Genomic DNA, 16,214 nt, shown 5'->3' on the forward strand with positions numbered 1-16,214 from the left:
CCGCTGAGCCCACACACCAGCCCGCCGCACCTGCTTCGGCCACCTCCCGGCGAGGCCTGGTGACGAGCCCCCATCCGCTGGCCAGTGCGGCGGGCCTGGAGGTGCTGGCCGATGGCGGCAATGCCATCGAGGCCGCCATCGCCATGGCGGCCGTGCTGTGCGTCGTGTGCCCGCACTTCACCGGGCTCGGAGGCGACGGTTTCTGGCTCATCACGCAGCCCGGTGCGCCGGTGCGCGGCATCTCCGGCGTCGGGCAGGCCGCCGCAGCGCTCCCGCCGCTGTGGGGGCCAGTCCCGCTGCGCGGCGGCGCGTCGGCATTGACCACGGCCGCGGCGGTGGACAGCTGGGCCCGGGCCTTCGACATCTCGGCGCGCAACTGGCAGGGCCGCCAGCGCTGGGCGTCGCTGCTGTCTTGCGCGATCGAGCATGCGCAGGAGGGCTTCGCCGTGTCGGCCTCGCAGCGCTTCTGGCACGAGATGCGGGCTGCGGAGGCGCAGCACTGGCACGGCTTCGACGCGGCGTTTCCCGTCGGGCCTTCGCACCAGCGCCAGCCCGGGCTGGCGCACACGCTGTCGCGGCTCGCGGCGCAGGGCCCGCGCGAGTTCTACGAAGGCGAAGTCGCGCACCGCCTCGCGGCCGGCCTGCAGGCTGCGGGTTCGCCGCTCACGCTGGACGACATGCGCAGCACCCGTGCCCGGGAAGTGACGCCGCTGGCCGTGCCCTACCGCGGCGGCACGCTGCTGAGCCTGCCGCCGCCGACGCAGGGCTTCGCCACGCTGGAAGCCATGGGCATCCTCGGCGAGCAGGATTTCTCCGGTATCGCGGAAGGCAGCGCCGAGCACTTCCACCGGATGGTCGAGGCGATCAAGCTGGCCTTCGTCGACCGCGACCGCTTCCTGGCCGACCCCGATTTCACCGAGGTGCCCGTGCAGCGGCTGCTCGACGCCGCCTACATCCAACAGCAGGCGGCGCGGGCGCAAGCCGGCGCACGGGCGATGCCCTGGCCCCAACGATTCCGCCACGGCGACACCGTGTTCTTCGCGGCCGCGGACGCCTCGGGCCGTGGTGCGGGCGTGCTCCAGAGCATCTACTACGACTGGGGCAGCGGTGTCGTGGCTGGCGACACCGGTGTGCTGTGGCACAACCGCGGCGCGGCCTTCCACCACGATGCGAGCCATCCCAACGGGCTGCGCGGCGGCAAGCGGCCCTTCCATACGCTGAACCCTGTCGCCTTCATGCGCGACGGTCGGCCCGAGCTGCTGCTGGGCACGCAGGGCGCGGACGGGCAGCCGCAGACCCTGGTGGCGCTGCTCACCCGGCTGATCGACTTCGGCCTGGACCCCGCGCAGGCACTGGCAAGGCCGCGCTTTTTGCTCGGACGGACCTTCTCCGACAGCCGCGACAGCCTGAAGCTGGAGCAAGACGTGGGGCCCGAGGTGATGGCATCGTTGATCGCGCGCGGCCACGAGGTCGCGCCCATCGCCGCGCACAGCCCACTGGCAGGGCTGCCCGGCGTGATCCGCTTCGAAGCCGACGGTAGCCTGGCGGGCGCGCACGACCCTCGCGGTGACGGGGTCGCACTGGGTCTTTGAATGCCGGGCTGCCGGCGGCCCGGCACTCAGGCCTTCTTCGCCCAGGCGCTGCACCACCCCTGGCGTTGACCTGCTTGCCGGAGAACAGCGCGCAGTTACCCTGCGGGTCGGTCGGCTTCGATTGCCACAGTGCGCAGCCGTTGCACAGCTGGGCGTTGTCGTGCTTCGGGATTTCTTCGTATCGGCCCTGGCCGAATCTGCGACATAGCCGAGCGCCACGGCTTGCGGCTCTTTCTCGTTGAGCTGGGCCTGCGCGAACGCATCGGAGGCGCAGGCGGCAGCGCCCGTCGGGGCGAGGGTCAGGATGAAGATGCGGCGGCTGGATGTCATCGCAACGCGCCTGCAACACCGATCAACAACAACGCCCGGTCGCGCGCCGCGCTCAACCGGCTTCTGTAGGTTGACCAGAACCAACATCTCCAGAAGGTCTGCCTTCACTAGCTGTGAAGTGTCAAGAGGTTCTTTCGAGACATCGAGAGACGTGAGACGGGCACGGCGAGGTTGATGCCGTAGTGCGGCCGATGCCAGTTGTAGAAGTGGTTCCACACAGGCAGGGCCTCGCAGCGCTGGTCTGAGTTCGCGTAGGCGTGCCCGTAGGCCCACTCGCGCAGAGCCGACTGGATGAAGCGCTCGGCCTTGCCGTTGGTCTGCGGGCGATACGCCCTGGTGAACTTCTGCCCGATGCCCAGCTCGAGGCACGCTTCGGCGAACAGCCCAGAGCGAAACGACATGCCGTTGTCGGTCAACACCCGCTGGATCTGCACACCCATGCTTGCGAAGTAGCCCACCGCGGCCCGCAGGAATGCTTCGGCGCTGAACTCGGTCTCGTCGGGATGCACCTGCGTAAAGGCCAAGCGGCTGTGGTCCTCTCCGTCGCTTCGCAGACTCCGCCACCCATCGATACCCTCCGGACTTGTCATGCCACCTCTCTCACCATCGCAAACATGGTCGATCGCGCCCAAGGCAAGGTTGATCCCCGCCGCCACTCATCGGCTCGAACTCATCGAGGCCCTGCGTGGCTTTGCGCTGTTCGGCGTGCTGCTGGTGAACCTGCGCAGTTTCTCGCTCTTCGAATTCATGGGCAGCGCCGACGGCGCCCTGCTGCCGACGGCCGAGCGCCGCGATGGACCGTTTTCGCGCGCGTTGCAGCCGATGCGGCTCCTGCCCCGCAGACTCCTAGGCATCGCCCGCGGCGTTGCACGCCCGCCACCGGGATGCGGTACAGCCGAAGGACTGCTGGAACCAGCGGCTGAAAGTGCTGAGGCTCTCGAAGCCGGTCTCGTCCGCGATCATCGACAGCGGTGAATCGGAGCCGGCCAGGGCGCGGCAGGCGACTTCCATCCGGATGCGTTGCAGGATGCCGGAGAACGTCTCCCCATCGTTCGCCAGCCTGCGGCTCAAGGTCCGGCGATCGATCTGGAAGTAGTCCGCCACGGACTGCGAATCGTAGTTCCCATCGTCGAGCAGGGTCCGCAGCAGGCGCTCGACCCGCGTCGAGAATCCGCCCGGCGAGCGCTTGATCAGAGGCTCGAGCTGCTGCCGCGCGAGCTTTCGCAGGAAGGGCGCCGATGTGACGGGCCGCCGTTGCAACACGCTTCGGTTAAGCACCAATCCGGATATGAGCTGCCTGAACTGGACCGGGCATTTGAAGAAGCGCTCGACCGTCGGCATTCTTTGAGGCTTGGCGAACGAAAAGGACACCAGATCCGGCTGAAAGGCCTCCCCGATCAGCCATCGAATCTGCATGGTGATTCCCACCAGGCAGAACTGGGTGGCCTGGAAGGACTCCTCCCTGGTCCGGGCCTGGAGCTCCGTGACGATCAGCGGCGACTGGAATCGCTGGTCCAGCTGGATCAGCGTTCCATCGGCATGCAAGGCAAGGTGCGTGGTGTAGAAATGGATGGCCTCTTCCACCGTTTCCGCCTCGCGCATCAGCAGGCTGACCGCCCCCAGGTTGGGCACGCCACGCTCGATGGCGGCGCGCATGCCGAAGTCGGGACAGTTCCCCAGTCGAGCCGACTCGGACAGCAGGCGCCAGAAGGAATCCAGCGAGATCTGCGTCTCGAGATCGTCCATGCAGGAAGGGTCCAATCCCACACGGCACAGCATCCGTTCGGGATCGAGCCCCGCCGCGCGAGCCGCCTCGAAGTAACCGATGAGCGTCGCGCTCCGGATCGATCTGGGTGCTGGCTTCCCTCTCATGGGCTGCGATCTCCAATGGACATGGGCAGAAGGCTCGTGCGTGCCTACTTCAGCGTCTCGAATGCGGTTTCCCTGATCGCGAGCGTGAAGAGGCCCGAAAGTATCGCGCCGAAGATCAGGTAGTAGACCGGTGCGATCGGGTTCTGGAACGTCTGGATCAACCACACCGCGATGAATGGCGCGAAGCCGCCGAACACCGAAGCGGTCAACCCGTAGCCTATGCTCATCCAGGTCGTCCGGTTGCGCGTGGGAAACATCTCCACGATGGTCGTGGGCTGCACTCCATAGATCGACGCGAGGATGATCGCAAAAATGCACTGGACCAGGACGACGTCCTTCAAGGTCGCCGATTCGAGTGCGAGAAGATGGCCGAAGGCCGGGTAGGCCACGAGAAGAACGGCCGCGCACGAGAACAGTAGCACCTTCTTCCTGCCGATCAGGTCTGAGAGAAGACCGAAGCAGGGCGTGAGCACGAAAACGCAGACGAGGCCGACGGTGTTCGCCCACAGCGCATCGGCCATGGACAGCTTCAGGTTCGTCGTGACCCATGTCGGCATGTACAGCAACATCACATAGAAGCTGATGTTGGAGAGCACGGAGACACCCCCGGCCTTGATCGCCAGCTTGCTGCCCTCCTTGTCCTCGAGCATGGGAATGGGCGCCACGCGTTCGGCCACGGCTTTCTCGAACGCCGGTGTTTCGGCCACCGCGCGCCGCATCCACAGGGCGACGGGGCCGATCAGGCAACCGATGACGAAAGGCACTCGCCAGCCCCAATCCGCCATCTCCTGCGCGCTCAGCACCGAGTTGACGAGCGCAGCCACGCCCGACCCCAGCAGGAACCCGCCGATCACGCCGAACACATGCAGGCTGCCGAACAGCCCCCGCCGGCGCTCTGGCGACCATTCGACGATGTAACTGACCGATCCACCCCACTCTCCGCCGGCCGAGAAGCCTTGCAGCAGGCGCGCGACCACGAGCAGGGCCGGGGCGATGACCCCCGCCGTCGCGTAGGTTGGCAGGATTGCAAGCAGCAGCGTGCCTCCCGTCATCAGGTACATCGTGAGCAGCAAGGCGCTCCTTCGGCCACGCACATCGCCGATGCGGCCGATCACGAGGCTGCCCAGGGGACGTGCCAGAAAGCCGACGCCAAACACCGCGAACGAACTCAACAGCGCCGTTGCGGGCGCCGAGGTCGGAAAGAAGTTCTTGGCGATGTATGCCGCGATGAAAGCGTAGACGGCGAAGTCATACCACTCGAGAACGTTTCCCATCAGCGGCGCGGCCACTGCTCTGAACCTCGCCAGCCTGGAGCGGGGCCCTTTCGCGGGAAGCGAATGCCCTGGCGCGGCAACTGCAATGAAGGGGGGCGTGGACATCTTGTCTTTCCGCCAGATTGAATCTGGTCATGCTTGTGGTGGGTCGGGACGAGCGCCTCTTGCAAGGCGGTCGCCGTCTCTTGTCTCGACATCGAAGCGGCCGATCGGCCGATCGACAGCAGCGAGATTGCTCGCTTTGCCAGCTTTCGATTGACCTTTTGGGGCGCCGATTTTGCCGAATGGGGCATGTCCGGGGAACCTTCGACGCGCGGCGCCATGCGATCGCACGCCGCATCCGCCGCCATCGCCAGCGAGATCGGCTCATTGTTGGCGAAGAAAAAGCGCCACGCCCCAAAGCGCACATTCGCCGCCTCAAATGGCCAAGCATCGCCAGTGCGACTGGCTACCTTCCGTGTACCCCCAGCAGCGTCACACGCAAAGGAAGCAGACATGCCAATCGATCAGGAAAAGATGCAGCCATGGCAATGGCCGGAAGAGGAATGGCGCCGCCGCGTTTATCGCGTGCGCGCCGGCCGGCGACTTCGCCCCCGCGCATGGAAGGACGGTGCCAGGTTCGCCGTGGCGCTGGCTTTCGATTCCGACCACGAGACCAACGAACTGCGCGATGGCGCCAAGTCGGTCAACCGACTGGCGTGGGGCCAGTATGGCAACCGTGTCGGCGTGCCGCGCATCCTGTCGATGCTCGAGCGGCATGGCGTCCCCGCGAGCTTCTATGTGCCGGCCGTCAGCGCGCTCCTCTATCCGGACGAGCAACGAACCATCGTGAAGGCGGGACACGAAATCGGTGTGCACGGCTGGATTCACGAACTCAATTCCGGCCTTGCCTTGCCGGACGAGCGCGATCTGATTCGGCGCTCGCTCGATGCCCTCGAGGGCATCACGGGCGTTCGACCCACGGGCTACCGCTCGCCGTCGGGAGACTTCTCCCCGAACACGCTGCAGTTGCTGCGCGAGCTCGGGTTCGCCTACGACTCGTCGATGGCCGCGGACGACGATTGCTACGAACTCATGATGGACGGCGAACCGACCGGGCTGGTCGAGCTGCCGTTCGATTGGGTGCGCGACGACGCGGTCTACTTTCTGATGCACCGCTTCCAGGGCCTGCGTCCGTACACCCCGCCCTCGGATGTCTTCGACATCTTCAGGCGTGAACTCGAGGGAGCGCACGCCGAAGGCGGCCTCTTCGAACTCACCATGCACCCGCACGTGATCACCAACCGTTCCCGGCTCTGGATCGTGGAAGAGATCATCAAGCATGCCAGGACACTTCCCGGCGGCGTGTGGTTCGCCCGGCATGACGAGATCGCGCGCTTCGCGTTGGAACACACCGGCACGGAGGCCGAATGACAACCGCCGAATCCGATCCCGCACGGCGCGGCGTGGCCCGGCTCTTCTGCACCGAGTCCGGCACAGGCTCGAATGTCTTGCTCCTGCACGGATGGACTTGCGACTCCCACGACTGGAGCTGGCAATTGCCCGCGCTCGAAGCCCGGCATCGGGTCGTCGCCGTGGACCTGCGGGGACACGGCCGGTCCGACGTACCGGCCTCCGGCGGCTACAGCCCCGACCACTACCTGAGCGACCTGGAATCCTTGCTCGCCACGCGCCATGCCGGCCAGACCTTCGTGGTGATCGGCCACTCGATGGGCGCGCAGATCGCGGCGCGGCTTGCCGCGAAGAGACCCGACCTGGTCACCGCCGTGGTGTCCGTCGATGGCGCGCTCGGTTTCTCGCCGGAAGCGGCGTCCTTCTTCCTGAAGACGGCCGAAGCACTGGAGGCTGGAGATCCCGCGACTGTCGTGCCTGCGCTATTCGAAACAGCCTACCACCCGTCGACCGCGCCCGCTTTCAGACGATGGCACGCCAGACGCGTGCAAGGAATGGCCGCGCATGTCATCCGGGAGTCGTTCGCGCCGCTCTTCTTCGGCGCGGGCCAGGTCGGCGCGGGCGATGCGAGCGAGATCTTCCTGCGCGGTATCCGCCAGCCTTTCTTTCACCTCTGCCGAGACCCCGAGCAGGGATCGCGCATGAGCTCGTGGTTCTCGAACCCCAGGTCCAGGGTCGAGACCTGGCCGGAGGTCGGCCACTGGATCATGCAGGACCGCCCGGACGCCTTGAACGCCGCAATCACCGACTGGATCGCCGCGCTCTAGCGTCCTCTCGCCGCGACAGGCGGGTGCCTCGCCTTCTTTTCCCTTTTCCCCCTTCCCTACGGAACCCTCTCGTGAGTCATCTTTTTTCTCCTTGGCAGGTCGGACAGCTCGATCTGGACAACCGGGTCGTCATCGCGCCCATGGCCCAGTACGCGGCCAGGGACGGCAGCGCTGGCGACTGGCATGCCCTGCATCTGGGCCGGCTCGCGCTGGCGGGCGCGGGCCTCCTGATACTGGAGGCCACCGCGGTGCTGCCGGAGGGCCGCGTCACCCCGGCGGACCTTGGCCTCTACTGCGACGACAACGAAGCAGCGCTGGGCCGCGTGCTCAAGATGGCGCGCGCCTATTCGCCGGTCAAGGTTGCCATCCAGCTGGGACATGGCGGGCGCAAGGCGTCGAGCCAGGTGCCCTGGCAGGGCGGCCAACAGATTCGGTCGAACCAGCCCGAAGGCTGGCGCGGCGTGGCGCCCTCGCCCTTGCCGCACGGGCCTGAAGAAGAAGCTCCGATCGAGCTGGACAGCCAGGGCATGGCCCGTGTGATCGACGGTTTCGTCGCGGCGGCCCGGCGCGCGGCTCGTCTCGGCATCGATGGCATCGAGATTCACGCGGCGCATGGCTACCTGCTGCATGAGTACCTGTCCCCGCTGGCGAACCAGCGCACCGATGCGTACGGAGGCAGCCTGGAGAATCGGATGCGCTTCCCGCTCGAAGTCTTCGATGCCGTGCGCGCTGGGTTCCCCGAGGAGCGGCCGGTCTGGGTCCGCGTTTCGGCCACGGACTGGGTCGATGGCGGCTGGAACATCGAATCCACGATTCGATTCGCCCAGGCCCTGAAGGCACGCGGTTGCGCCGCCATTCATGTCTCCACGGGCGGCGTGTCGCCCTTGCAGAAGATCGCGCCCGCCCCGGGCTACCAGGTCGGGTTCGCCGAGAAGATCCGGGCCGAGTCGGGCTTGCCGACCATTGCCGTCGGGCTGATCACCGAGCCCGAACAGGCCGAGGCCATCGTGGCCCAGGGACAGGCCGATGCGGTGGCACTGGGCCGCGGCGTGCTCTACGACCCGCACTGGCCGTGGCACGCGGCGGCCGTCCTCGGTGCCCAGGTCGACGCACCGCCCCAGTACTGGCGCTCCCAGCCATCGCGCTACAAGGCCCTCTTCCGGGGCGCCCGAATCGGCATGCGCTGACAAGCCCACGCTACCGCCCCACATCTTCACCTCGACTCGAGACCCAACCATGACCCGTCCCTACGCACCCATAAATCCCGAACTCTTCGACCAAGGGCTTGCCACGCGCCGCGCCGTCCTCGGGGCCGACTATGTCGACACGTCCCTCCAGAACGCCACCGACTTCAACATCGACATGCAGGAGCTGGTCACCCAATACTGCTGGGGCGATGTCTGGAACCGGCCCGGGCTGGACCGCCGCACGCGTTCGCTTCTCAACCTCGCGATGATCACGGCACTCAACAGACCGCACGAGCTGCGGCTCCATGTGCGAGGCGCGATCAACAACGGCTTGAGCAGGAACGAGATCAAGGAAGTCTTCCTGCAAGCGGCCATCTATTGCGGCGTTCCGGCCGCGATCGATTCCTTCCGCGTCGCCGCCGATGTCTTCAAGGACATGGAAAGCTCGGGGCAGCAGCCATGACGCGCGTGGGATTCATCGGCCTCGGCATGATGGGCACACCGATGGCCCAGCGCCTTCTCGCCGCCGGCTGCTCGTTGACGATCCAGGATGCGAACCCGGTACGAGAAGAGGCCTTGCTCGCGCTGCAGCCCGCCGTTCGACGCGCGGACAGTCCGGGCGATTTCTCCGGATGTTCCTGCATCTTCACGATGCTCCCCGACTCGGACATCGTCGATCGGGTCGTCCTGGCGTTGCTGCCACACCTCGCACCGGGGTCGACGGTGGTCGACATGAGTTCCGCCGATCCAGCCCGAACACGGCTTCTCGGCGAAAGGCTGAAAGACGCGCACGTCGATCTGCTCGACGCACCGGTCTCCGGAGGCGTGAAGAAGGCCGCGGTCGGCAAGCTCGCGATCATGGTCGGAGGAGCAGCCGATGTGCTGGCGCGCGTGAAGCCCTTGCTGAAGGCAATGGGCGAAGCCATCACGCACGTGGGCCCGATCGGCGCCGGGCATGCCGCCAAGGCGCTGAACAACTATGTGTCGGCCGCCGCGCTCATTGCCACCGCGGAGGCCATCCATGTCGCCGCCGCATTCGGCATCGATCGCGAAGTCCTGGTCGAAGTCCTCGACGCATCGACAGGCAGGAACAACACCACACAGAACAAGGCGCGCCAGTTCATGCTGAACGGTGCCTTCGACTCGGGGTTCTCGCTGGCCTTGCAGGCCAAGGACGTGGCCATCGCGGCATCGCTCGGGCGCCGGCTGGAGATGCCGATGCGCCTGGCGGAACAGGTCGACGAGATCACCCGGGCCGCGGCCCGGAGCCTGGGGCCGACCGCGGACCACACCGAGCTCTATCGCCATCTCGGCCAGCGATAAGGACCCTCATGGGCCTCGGATTCATCCTCTCTTCGGACCACCCGGTCCATCCGTCCTCATCGGGAACTTGAAAGAAAGCCATGCGCGTACTGTCAGCAGGGTTCAAGCACGAAACCAACAGCTTCGCCTCTCACCGCGCCGATTGGCCGGCGTTCGAGCGCGGTGACGCCTTCCCGAAGGCCGTTCGGGGCAAGGCGATGCTGGACATGATTTCCTCGGTGGACGTGTCCGCCACCGGTTTCGCGAGCTACGCCAGAAAGAAGGGGTGGGAACTCGTTCCAAGCCTGTGGTGCGGGGCGGTTCCGTCGTCGTATGTGACGGACGACGCCTTCGAGAAGATCTGCGAAGCCATCACCGCCGATGCGCGCAAGCTCGATTTCGATGCGATCTATCTCGAACTGCACGGGGCGGCCATGTCCGAAAGCTGCGACGACGCGGAAGGCGAACTGCTCGCGCGGCTGCGCACGATCGTCGGACCGTCGATGCCGATCGTCGCGAGCCTCGATCTCCATGCCAACGTCACGCGCGCCATGCTGGCCCATGCGGATGGGTTGGTCGCCTTTCGGACCTATCCGCATATTGACTACGTAAAGACCGGCGAACGCGCCGCGGTCCTGCTCGACCGATTGCTGCAGGGTGGAGGAAGGGAGCCACAGGCTTCGAGCCGCCTACCGTTCCTCATCTCGATCAACGTTCAGGGCACGGCAAGCGAGCCGGCCAGGGGGTGCTACAGGCTGATCGAAGAAGTCGATGCGCGTCTTGGCACGGTCTCCAGTTTCTGCATGGGATTTCCGGCCTCGGACTTCGAGGAATGCGGACCGGTCGTGTGGTCTCATGGAGCGCGCGCGCGGGAGGCCGTCTCGTTCCTCGTCGATTCGATCGCCGAACCTTCGCAGTGGCGGCTGTCCGCCAGATCGGCGCGCGAGACGGTGGACACGGCATTGACCCGGGCGACGTCGAGCCAACGGGCCATCGTCATCGCGGACACGCAAGACAACCCCGGCGTCGGTGGAACGAGTTCCACGACTGGCGTGCTGCACGCCTTGCTTCAAGCTGGCGCGGGGCGCGCTTTTCCCGAACGGGTGGCGCTGGGCGTGCTCTATGACCCAAAGGCCGCGGCATCCGCGCACCGCGCGGGTGTCGGGAAAACCATCCGATCCACCCTCGGCGAGTCGGTGCAAACGCCCAAGGGTCCCAGCGAACCGCCTGTCGTCGGCGACTTCAAGGTTCTTGCCCTGTCCGACGGCATCACCACCTTCAAGGGCCCGAAGATGACGGGCTTTCAGACCCGTCTCGGTCCCACCGCATGCCTCAAGGTCGATGGCGTCCTGGTCGTCGTCGCCAGTGCCAGGATCGGCGCTCAGGATCGCGAGCTCTTCCGGATGGTTGGTATCGATCCGGAGACCATGAAGATCATCGTCGTCAAGAGCTCGCACCACTTCCGCGCGGATTTCGAGTGTGTCGTGGAGAGCCCCGAAGAAGACATTCTTTTCGCGATCGCACCGGGCATGTTCCCCATCGATCCGGCCGATCTTCCGTGGAAGAAGTTGGCCGCTGCCACCCGGCTTTCTCCCTGAAGATCGATGGCTGCCACACGCTCTCGCCGGCGCCGAAGGATGGATGGTGTTCCCGTGCGAAGGGGGCGGCATCCCGCGCCCTGGGTTAACGGCTGGCTATCTGAACGCACTCAAGGCCTTCGAGGCCGCGGCGCCCCACCAGAGGTTTGAAGGCCGGCGCGGGGCGCGTGGAGTTTGGAGGCCGTGACATCGGCGCGCTTTCCGTGGAGCAGATCGTCGCATCGGGCATTGCCTGCGTGCCCCATCGGCGGCGGATCTTCTCGACACTGAGCGTCAAGGAGAACTTGGAGGTCGGCGCTTATGTGCGTCGGCGCGACAAGGGCGCGGTCAGCGCCACGCTGGACGAGATCTACGAGCTGTTCCCGGTGCTTAAGCACAAGGCTGGGGAAATGGGCGGCGTGCTGTCCGGCGGCGAACAGCAGATGCTGGCGATCGCACGCGGCCTGATGGCCGGTCCCCGCATCCTGCTGCTGGACGAACCGTCGATGGGCCTGTCGCCCAAACTCACGACCGAGATGTTCCTCGACATCCGCCGCATCGCGCGCGCCGGGCGCACTGTCGTGATCGTCGAGCAGAACGCATTCGCTGCGCTGAGCGTTGCCGACCACGGCTATGTGCTCGAAGGCGGGCGAATCGCACTCGAAGGCTCCGCCGCGCAGCTGCTGCACGACGACCATGTGCGGGACGCTTACCTCGGGGCCTGACGCGACCACCCACAACAGACCATGGCCTTCCACCAGACACTTGCCCAGACCGCTGCCGCGGTCGAATCCCTCATGCCCGAGTTCCGGGCGATCTTTGAAAATCGCGCCGTCACGTCCGCGGCGGTACGCGCACACCACAGCCATGGTGAGGGCCTACCGGACCCCGGCCAGCCCGACGTGGTCCTGTTCCCCCTGAACAACGAGGAAGTGGCGGCCGCCCTGAAGCTGTGCCACCGTGAGGCGGTCCCGGTCATCGCTTTCGGCAGCGGCACATCGATGGAGGGCCACGTCGCGGCGATTCACGGCGGCGTCTGCATCGACGTCTCGCGCATGGACCGCGTGCTCGAAGTCTCCACCGAATCGATGGACTGCCGAGTGCAGGCGGGCGTGACGCGCGAGCAGCTCAACGAGCACCTGCGCGCCAGCGGACCTTTCTTCGCGGTGGACCCCGGCGCCAACGCATCGCTGGGCGGCATGGCCTCGACGCGGGCCTCCGGCACTGCCGCGGTGCGCTACGGCACCATGCGTGAAACCGTCATCGGCCTGACGGTAGTCACACCCGACGGACGCATCGTGCGTACCGGCACGCGCGCGCGCAAGTCGGCATCGGGCCTCGACCTGACACGGCTGTACGTCGGAAGCGAAGGATTGCTGGGAATCATCACCGAGGTGCAGCTGCGCCTTTTCGGCCTGCCGGAGCACGTCACAGCGGCCGTGTGCCAGTTCGACAGCCTGCGCGCCGCCATGGACACCGTGATCGCCACGCTGCAGCTGGGCGTGCCGGTCGCGCGCATCGAGCTTCTCAACGAAGTACAGATGGACGCCTGCATCCGCTACTCGAAGCTCGACGAATTCGAGCCCCGCCCCACCCTGTTCATCGAGTTCCACGGCAGCGAAAGCGCCGTGACGGAACAGGTCGCGACAGTGGAATCACTTGCGCTCAACAATGGCGGCAGCGGGTTTCGTTACGCCCACCGACCCGAAGACCGCTCCAGGCTGTGGAAGGCGCGGCACTCCTGCTACCACGCCAACCTCGCGATGCACCCCGGCTGGAGCTCCATGGGTACGGACGCATGCGTACCTATCTCTGCGCTGGTGGAATGCATCACCGAAACCGAGGTCGCCATCCGTGAGAGCGGCCTGTACGCGCCCATCGTCGGTCACGTGGGCGATGGCAACTTCCATCTGGGCATCATTTACGACGACACCGATCCTGCGGCACGGGGCAAGGCAGAGGCCCTGGCCGAGGACGTGGCGCTGCGCGCGATCCGCCTTGGCGGCACCCGCACCGGCGAGCACGGCGTCGGCCTGCACCGCATCGGGCAAATCGAGATCGAGCATGGCGACGCCATCGACCTCATGCGCGACATCAAGCGCGCACTCGATCCGCTCGGCATCATGAACCCGGGGAAGATGCTGAGGATGTAGCCACCTTGAACGCCCAACCGCGGCTAGTGTGCTCTCCCTCTGGTAGGCCAGCAAAGTCGAGGCGGTTTCTCAAGGATCGAGTCACCTGTGGCAGTCCATGCAAAGGGCCCGGTCGATGCGGCGCAGGATGGTTTCTCGGTAGCACATGGAACGCGCATTTCCTCTGCGTACACGCTTGATGGATCACGCATGATCGGTACGCGATCACCCGTAGTTTGGCTCACCACCGACCATGATCGCAAGCTGAGGCCGTTCTTGCTGCCTGAGGACTGCCGAGATGCCGGGCGCTGAGCAAGCTTCCGCCTGGCGTGTGCAATAGCACACTGTAATAACTCACCCTGCACATGGTCTGGTAGCAACCACACGCCGCGGCCGCGCAGCAGATCTTCGCCACTCTCGGACTTTGGGCGGTCGAATTCCAGCCAGCGCTGAGTTCGTGGCAAGCTATCTGGTCGCTCACGCAGAGATTCCTAAGCCGGGTGCTGATGATCGGCTGGGGCGTCGCAGGCGGGATCGGGGCAGTCGCGGGCCTGCTGGCCGCACCGGTGGTTTTCCTCCCGCAGATGATGGCCGGCATCATGATCTACCGCTTCGCCGCCGCGGTCGTGGGCGATGTCGACAGCCCGCCCGGCGCCATCCTGGGAGGCCTCGTGCTGGGGATCGGCGAGAACCTGCTGGGTGCCTACGTGACCGGCAATGAGCGCAAGCTGACGATCGCGCTGGTACTGATGTTTGCCATCCTTGTCGTGCGGCCCCAAGGCCTGCTCGGCGGAAAGGCGATTCAGCGTGTCTGAATCCACCCACATCTCTTCCACGCCGAGCGTGCGACCCCTGCGCCTACCTGATGCGCCGGCAACGACATGGGTGGCCGTGCTCGCCGATGCCTCCGTGGCAGTCGCTTTGCTGCTCCCCAGCTATTGGGCCTTCAAGCTATCGAGCGCGCTGATCCTGGCGCTGGCCGTGCGCAACTGCTGATCTGTTCCAGAGGGCAAATCTCGCTGGGCCACGGCGCGTTCTTTGCCGTCGGCGCTGACACCGCGGGCGTCTTGCTCTCCCATCAGTGGCTGCCTTTCTATGTCACCGTGCCCGCGGCTATGGCAGGCTGCGGCCTCTTCGGCTTCCTCTTCGGTCTGCCAACGACCCGACTGGCGGGCCCCTATCTCGCCTTGGCCACCGCCACACTCGCTGTCGCACTGCCGCAGCTTCTGAAGCATCCGCTGCTGGAGCCCTGGACTGGCGGCGTCAGTGGGCTGAGCCTGGACCCGCCGGCTGCACCTTTTGGCATCGAGTTCCTGCAACCCGATGCGTGGAACCTGCTCGTGACGGCTGCCTGGACCGCACTGATTTACGGCGTGCTGCGTCGACTGCTCAACGGCCCGGCGGGCCTTGCCTGGATCACCTTGCGCGACCATCCGACAGCCGCCTTGGCCGTCGGCGTCGACGTCCGCAAGTGGCGAGCGACCGCGTTCGCGGTCAGTGCTGCCACCGTCGGTGCGGCCGGCGCACTCAACACGGGCCTGACTCACTTCGTCTCCCCGGACAGCTTCCCGATCTTCCTCTCACTGAGCCTGCTGGTCGGCGTGGCGCTTGCTGGTCCGAGCTCGAGCGTGGGTACCTTTGTGGCCGCGGTCTTTCTCTCCTTCGTGCCCGACGTCGCCGAAAGGCTGTCGCAAGAGTTCACGGGCGTTCTCTAAGGCGCCGTGATGCTCGGGGCCGTGTTTGTGCTGTCGCTGCTTTCCAAGTGGCACGGACGCATGGCTGCGTCCGATCGTGCTGCGGCACCACCCCTGAATCCCATCGATATGAAGGAGAAATGAAACATGCTGAATCGCAACAGGCCACTCGAAGGCCAGGTGACCGTGGTGACGGGCGCAACGCGAGGCGTCGGTAAGGGCATCGCGCTGGCACTCGGTGAAGCGGGTGCGTTGGTCTACGCGACCGGGCGCACACTCGAGGCCGGCGCGTCGAACTGGCCAGGGTCCCTTCAAGAAACCGCCGGTGAAATCGCCCAGCGTGGCGGCCGATGCATCCCGATCGTCTGCGACCATGGCGACGACGCCAGTGTGAAGCGCGTCTTCGAGCGTGTGCACGATGAGCAGAACGCAGCGATCGACACCCTGGTGAACAACGTGTTTGCGGCCCCGTCTCATATGCCGGTCAACGTACCCTTCTGGGAGCTCGAAGACGGTCTCTGGGAAGACCTTCTGCGCGTAGGGCTGCGCTCGCACTACATCGCCAGCCGCTGCGCGGCGCCGAAGATGGTTGCCCGCCGCAAGGGACTGATCGTCAAAACTTCCTCGGGCGGCGCTGTGCGCTACACCTTCAACGTGCCTTTTGGTGTCCAGAAGGCCGGCGTCGACAAGATGGCCAAGGACATGGCTCACGACCTCAAGCCCTTCAGCGTGGCCGCGGTCGTGATCTGGCCAGGCTTTATCAAGAGCGAGAAGTTCCTCGCTCAGCCGGACCGGATCCCACCACCACTCGCCAAGCGGATCATGGAAAGCGGGGAGTCGTCCGAGTTCGCGGGGCGGGCGGTGGTTGGCTTGGCGGCCGATCCAGCGATCATGGAAAAGATCGGTCGACGGCATCTGGTTGCGGAACTGGCACAAGAGTACGGGTTCACAGACATCGATGGCAGGATACCCGCTGCCCCATCGCGGGTCTGATTACCGAGGGAGGCATGATGGGCGGCTCGGGTTGGGGCAAGC

The 16,214-nt window shown here is 65.9% G+C and carries 15 protein-coding genes and 2 pseudogenes; 13 read left to right on the forward strand and 4 right to left on the reverse strand.

Annotation, left to right across the window (positions count from 1 at the left end; genetic code table 11):
* The first annotated feature begins 59 nt into the window (after nucleotides 1-59).
* Entirely contained in the window at nucleotides 60-1,592 is a 1,533-nt protein-coding gene (locus KV106_RS19025) for a gamma-glutamyltransferase family protein (RefSeq protein ID WP_261211693.1), read from the forward strand.
* Nucleotides 1,593-1,704: 112 nt separating this feature from the next.
* Here KV106_RS19025 and KV106_RS40100 read toward each other — a convergent pair.
* The 4 genes and pseudogenes from KV106_RS40100 to KV106_RS19045 form a co-directional block, all read right to left on the reverse strand.
* Nucleotides 1,705-1,941 (reverse strand): annotated as a pseudogene (locus KV106_RS40100) (hypothetical protein); the annotation flags it as partial.
* 88 nt (nucleotides 1,942-2,029) lie between these two features.
* Nucleotides 2,030-2,488 (reverse strand): annotated as a pseudogene (locus tag KV106_RS19035) (integrase core domain-containing protein); the annotation flags it as partial.
* Nucleotides 2,489-2,768: 280 nt separating this feature from the next.
* Nucleotides 2,769-3,794: an AraC family transcriptional regulator gene (locus KV106_RS19040; RefSeq protein WP_261211695.1), complete on the reverse strand. Its 1,026-nt coding sequence runs from the start codon at nucleotides 3,792-3,794 to the stop codon at nucleotides 2,769-2,771.
* A gap of 44 nt (nucleotides 3,795-3,838) precedes the next feature.
* A complete protein-coding gene (locus KV106_RS19045) occupies nucleotides 3,839-5,083 on the reverse strand; it encodes an MFS transporter (RefSeq protein WP_261211696.1) in 1,245 nt (414 codons plus the stop codon).
* Between the two features lie 480 nt (nucleotides 5,084-5,563).
* Between KV106_RS19045 and KV106_RS19050 the strand changes: the two genes are divergently transcribed.
* From KV106_RS19050 to KV106_RS19105, 12 genes are all read left to right on the forward strand, one after another.
* Nucleotides 5,564-6,481: a polysaccharide deacetylase family protein gene (locus KV106_RS19050; RefSeq protein WP_261211698.1), complete on the forward strand. Its 918-nt coding sequence runs from the start codon at nucleotides 5,564-5,566 to the stop codon at nucleotides 6,479-6,481.
* Nucleotides 6,478-7,287, forward strand: a complete 810-nt coding sequence (locus KV106_RS19055) for an alpha/beta fold hydrolase (RefSeq protein ID WP_261211700.1) — start codon at nucleotides 6,478-6,480, stop codon at nucleotides 7,285-7,287. Before KV106_RS19050 ends, KV106_RS19055 begins: the two co-directional genes overlap by 4 nt.
* Nucleotides 7,288-7,358: 71 nt before the next feature.
* On the forward strand, nucleotides 7,359-8,474 hold the full coding sequence (locus KV106_RS19060; protein ID WP_261211702.1) for an NADH:flavin oxidoreductase/NADH oxidase: 1,116 nt from the start codon (nucleotides 7,359-7,361) through the stop codon (nucleotides 8,472-8,474).
* Between the two features lie 49 nt (nucleotides 8,475-8,523).
* A complete protein-coding gene (pcaC, locus tag KV106_RS19065; RefSeq protein WP_261211704.1) occupies nucleotides 8,524-8,937 on the forward strand; it encodes a 4-carboxymuconolactone decarboxylase in 414 nt (137 codons plus the stop codon).
* Complete coding sequence (locus KV106_RS19070; RefSeq protein WP_261211706.1) at nucleotides 8,934-9,797, forward strand: NAD(P)-dependent oxidoreductase; 864 nt, start codon at nucleotides 8,934-8,936, stop codon at nucleotides 9,795-9,797. Before pcaC ends, KV106_RS19070 begins: the two co-directional genes overlap by 4 nt.
* An 80-nt stretch (nucleotides 9,798-9,877) precedes the next feature.
* The gene (locus KV106_RS19075; protein ID WP_261211708.1) at nucleotides 9,878-11,374 is read left to right on the forward strand and encodes a M81 family metallopeptidase; all 1,497 of its coding nucleotides are present in this window, start codon (nucleotides 9,878-9,880) and stop codon (nucleotides 11,372-11,374) included.
* Nucleotides 11,375-11,520: 146 nt separating this feature from the next.
* Nucleotides 11,521-12,078 carry an ABC transporter ATP-binding protein gene (locus KV106_RS19080; protein ID WP_261211710.1) on the forward strand — a complete coding sequence of 186 codons (558 nt, stop codon included), beginning with the start codon at nucleotides 11,521-11,523 and terminating at the stop codon, nucleotides 12,076-12,078.
* A gap of 21 nt (nucleotides 12,079-12,099) precedes the next feature.
* Complete coding sequence (locus KV106_RS19085; RefSeq protein ID WP_261211712.1) at nucleotides 12,100-13,506, forward strand: FAD-binding oxidoreductase; 1,407 nt, start codon at nucleotides 12,100-12,102, stop codon at nucleotides 13,504-13,506.
* 485 nt (nucleotides 13,507-13,991) lie between these two features.
* Nucleotides 13,992-14,300, forward strand: a complete 309-nt coding sequence (locus KV106_RS19090; RefSeq protein ID WP_261211713.1) for an ABC transporter permease — start codon at nucleotides 13,992-13,994, stop codon at nucleotides 14,298-14,300.
* A complete protein-coding gene (locus KV106_RS19095) occupies nucleotides 14,293-14,481 on the forward strand; it encodes a hypothetical protein (RefSeq protein WP_261211920.1) in 189 nt (62 codons plus the stop codon). Before KV106_RS19090 ends, KV106_RS19095 begins: the two co-directional genes overlap by 8 nt.
* Nucleotides 14,424-15,200 (forward strand): branched-chain amino acid ABC transporter permease, encoded by a 777-nt coding sequence (locus KV106_RS19100; RefSeq protein WP_261211716.1) that lies wholly within the window; start codon nucleotides 14,424-14,426, stop codon nucleotides 15,198-15,200. The genes KV106_RS19095 and KV106_RS19100 overlap by 58 nt, the downstream gene beginning before the upstream one ends.
* Before the next feature lie 126 nt (nucleotides 15,201-15,326).
* Nucleotides 15,327-16,172, forward strand: a complete 846-nt coding sequence (locus KV106_RS19105) for an SDR family NAD(P)-dependent oxidoreductase (RefSeq protein WP_261211717.1) — start codon at nucleotides 15,327-15,329, stop codon at nucleotides 16,170-16,172.
* Nucleotides 16,173-16,214: the final 42 nt, after the last annotated feature.

The sequence above is a fragment of the Variovorax endophyticus genome (assembly GCF_025376855.1).
Lineage (GTDB): Bacteria > Pseudomonadota > Gammaproteobacteria > Burkholderiales > Burkholderiaceae_C > Variovorax.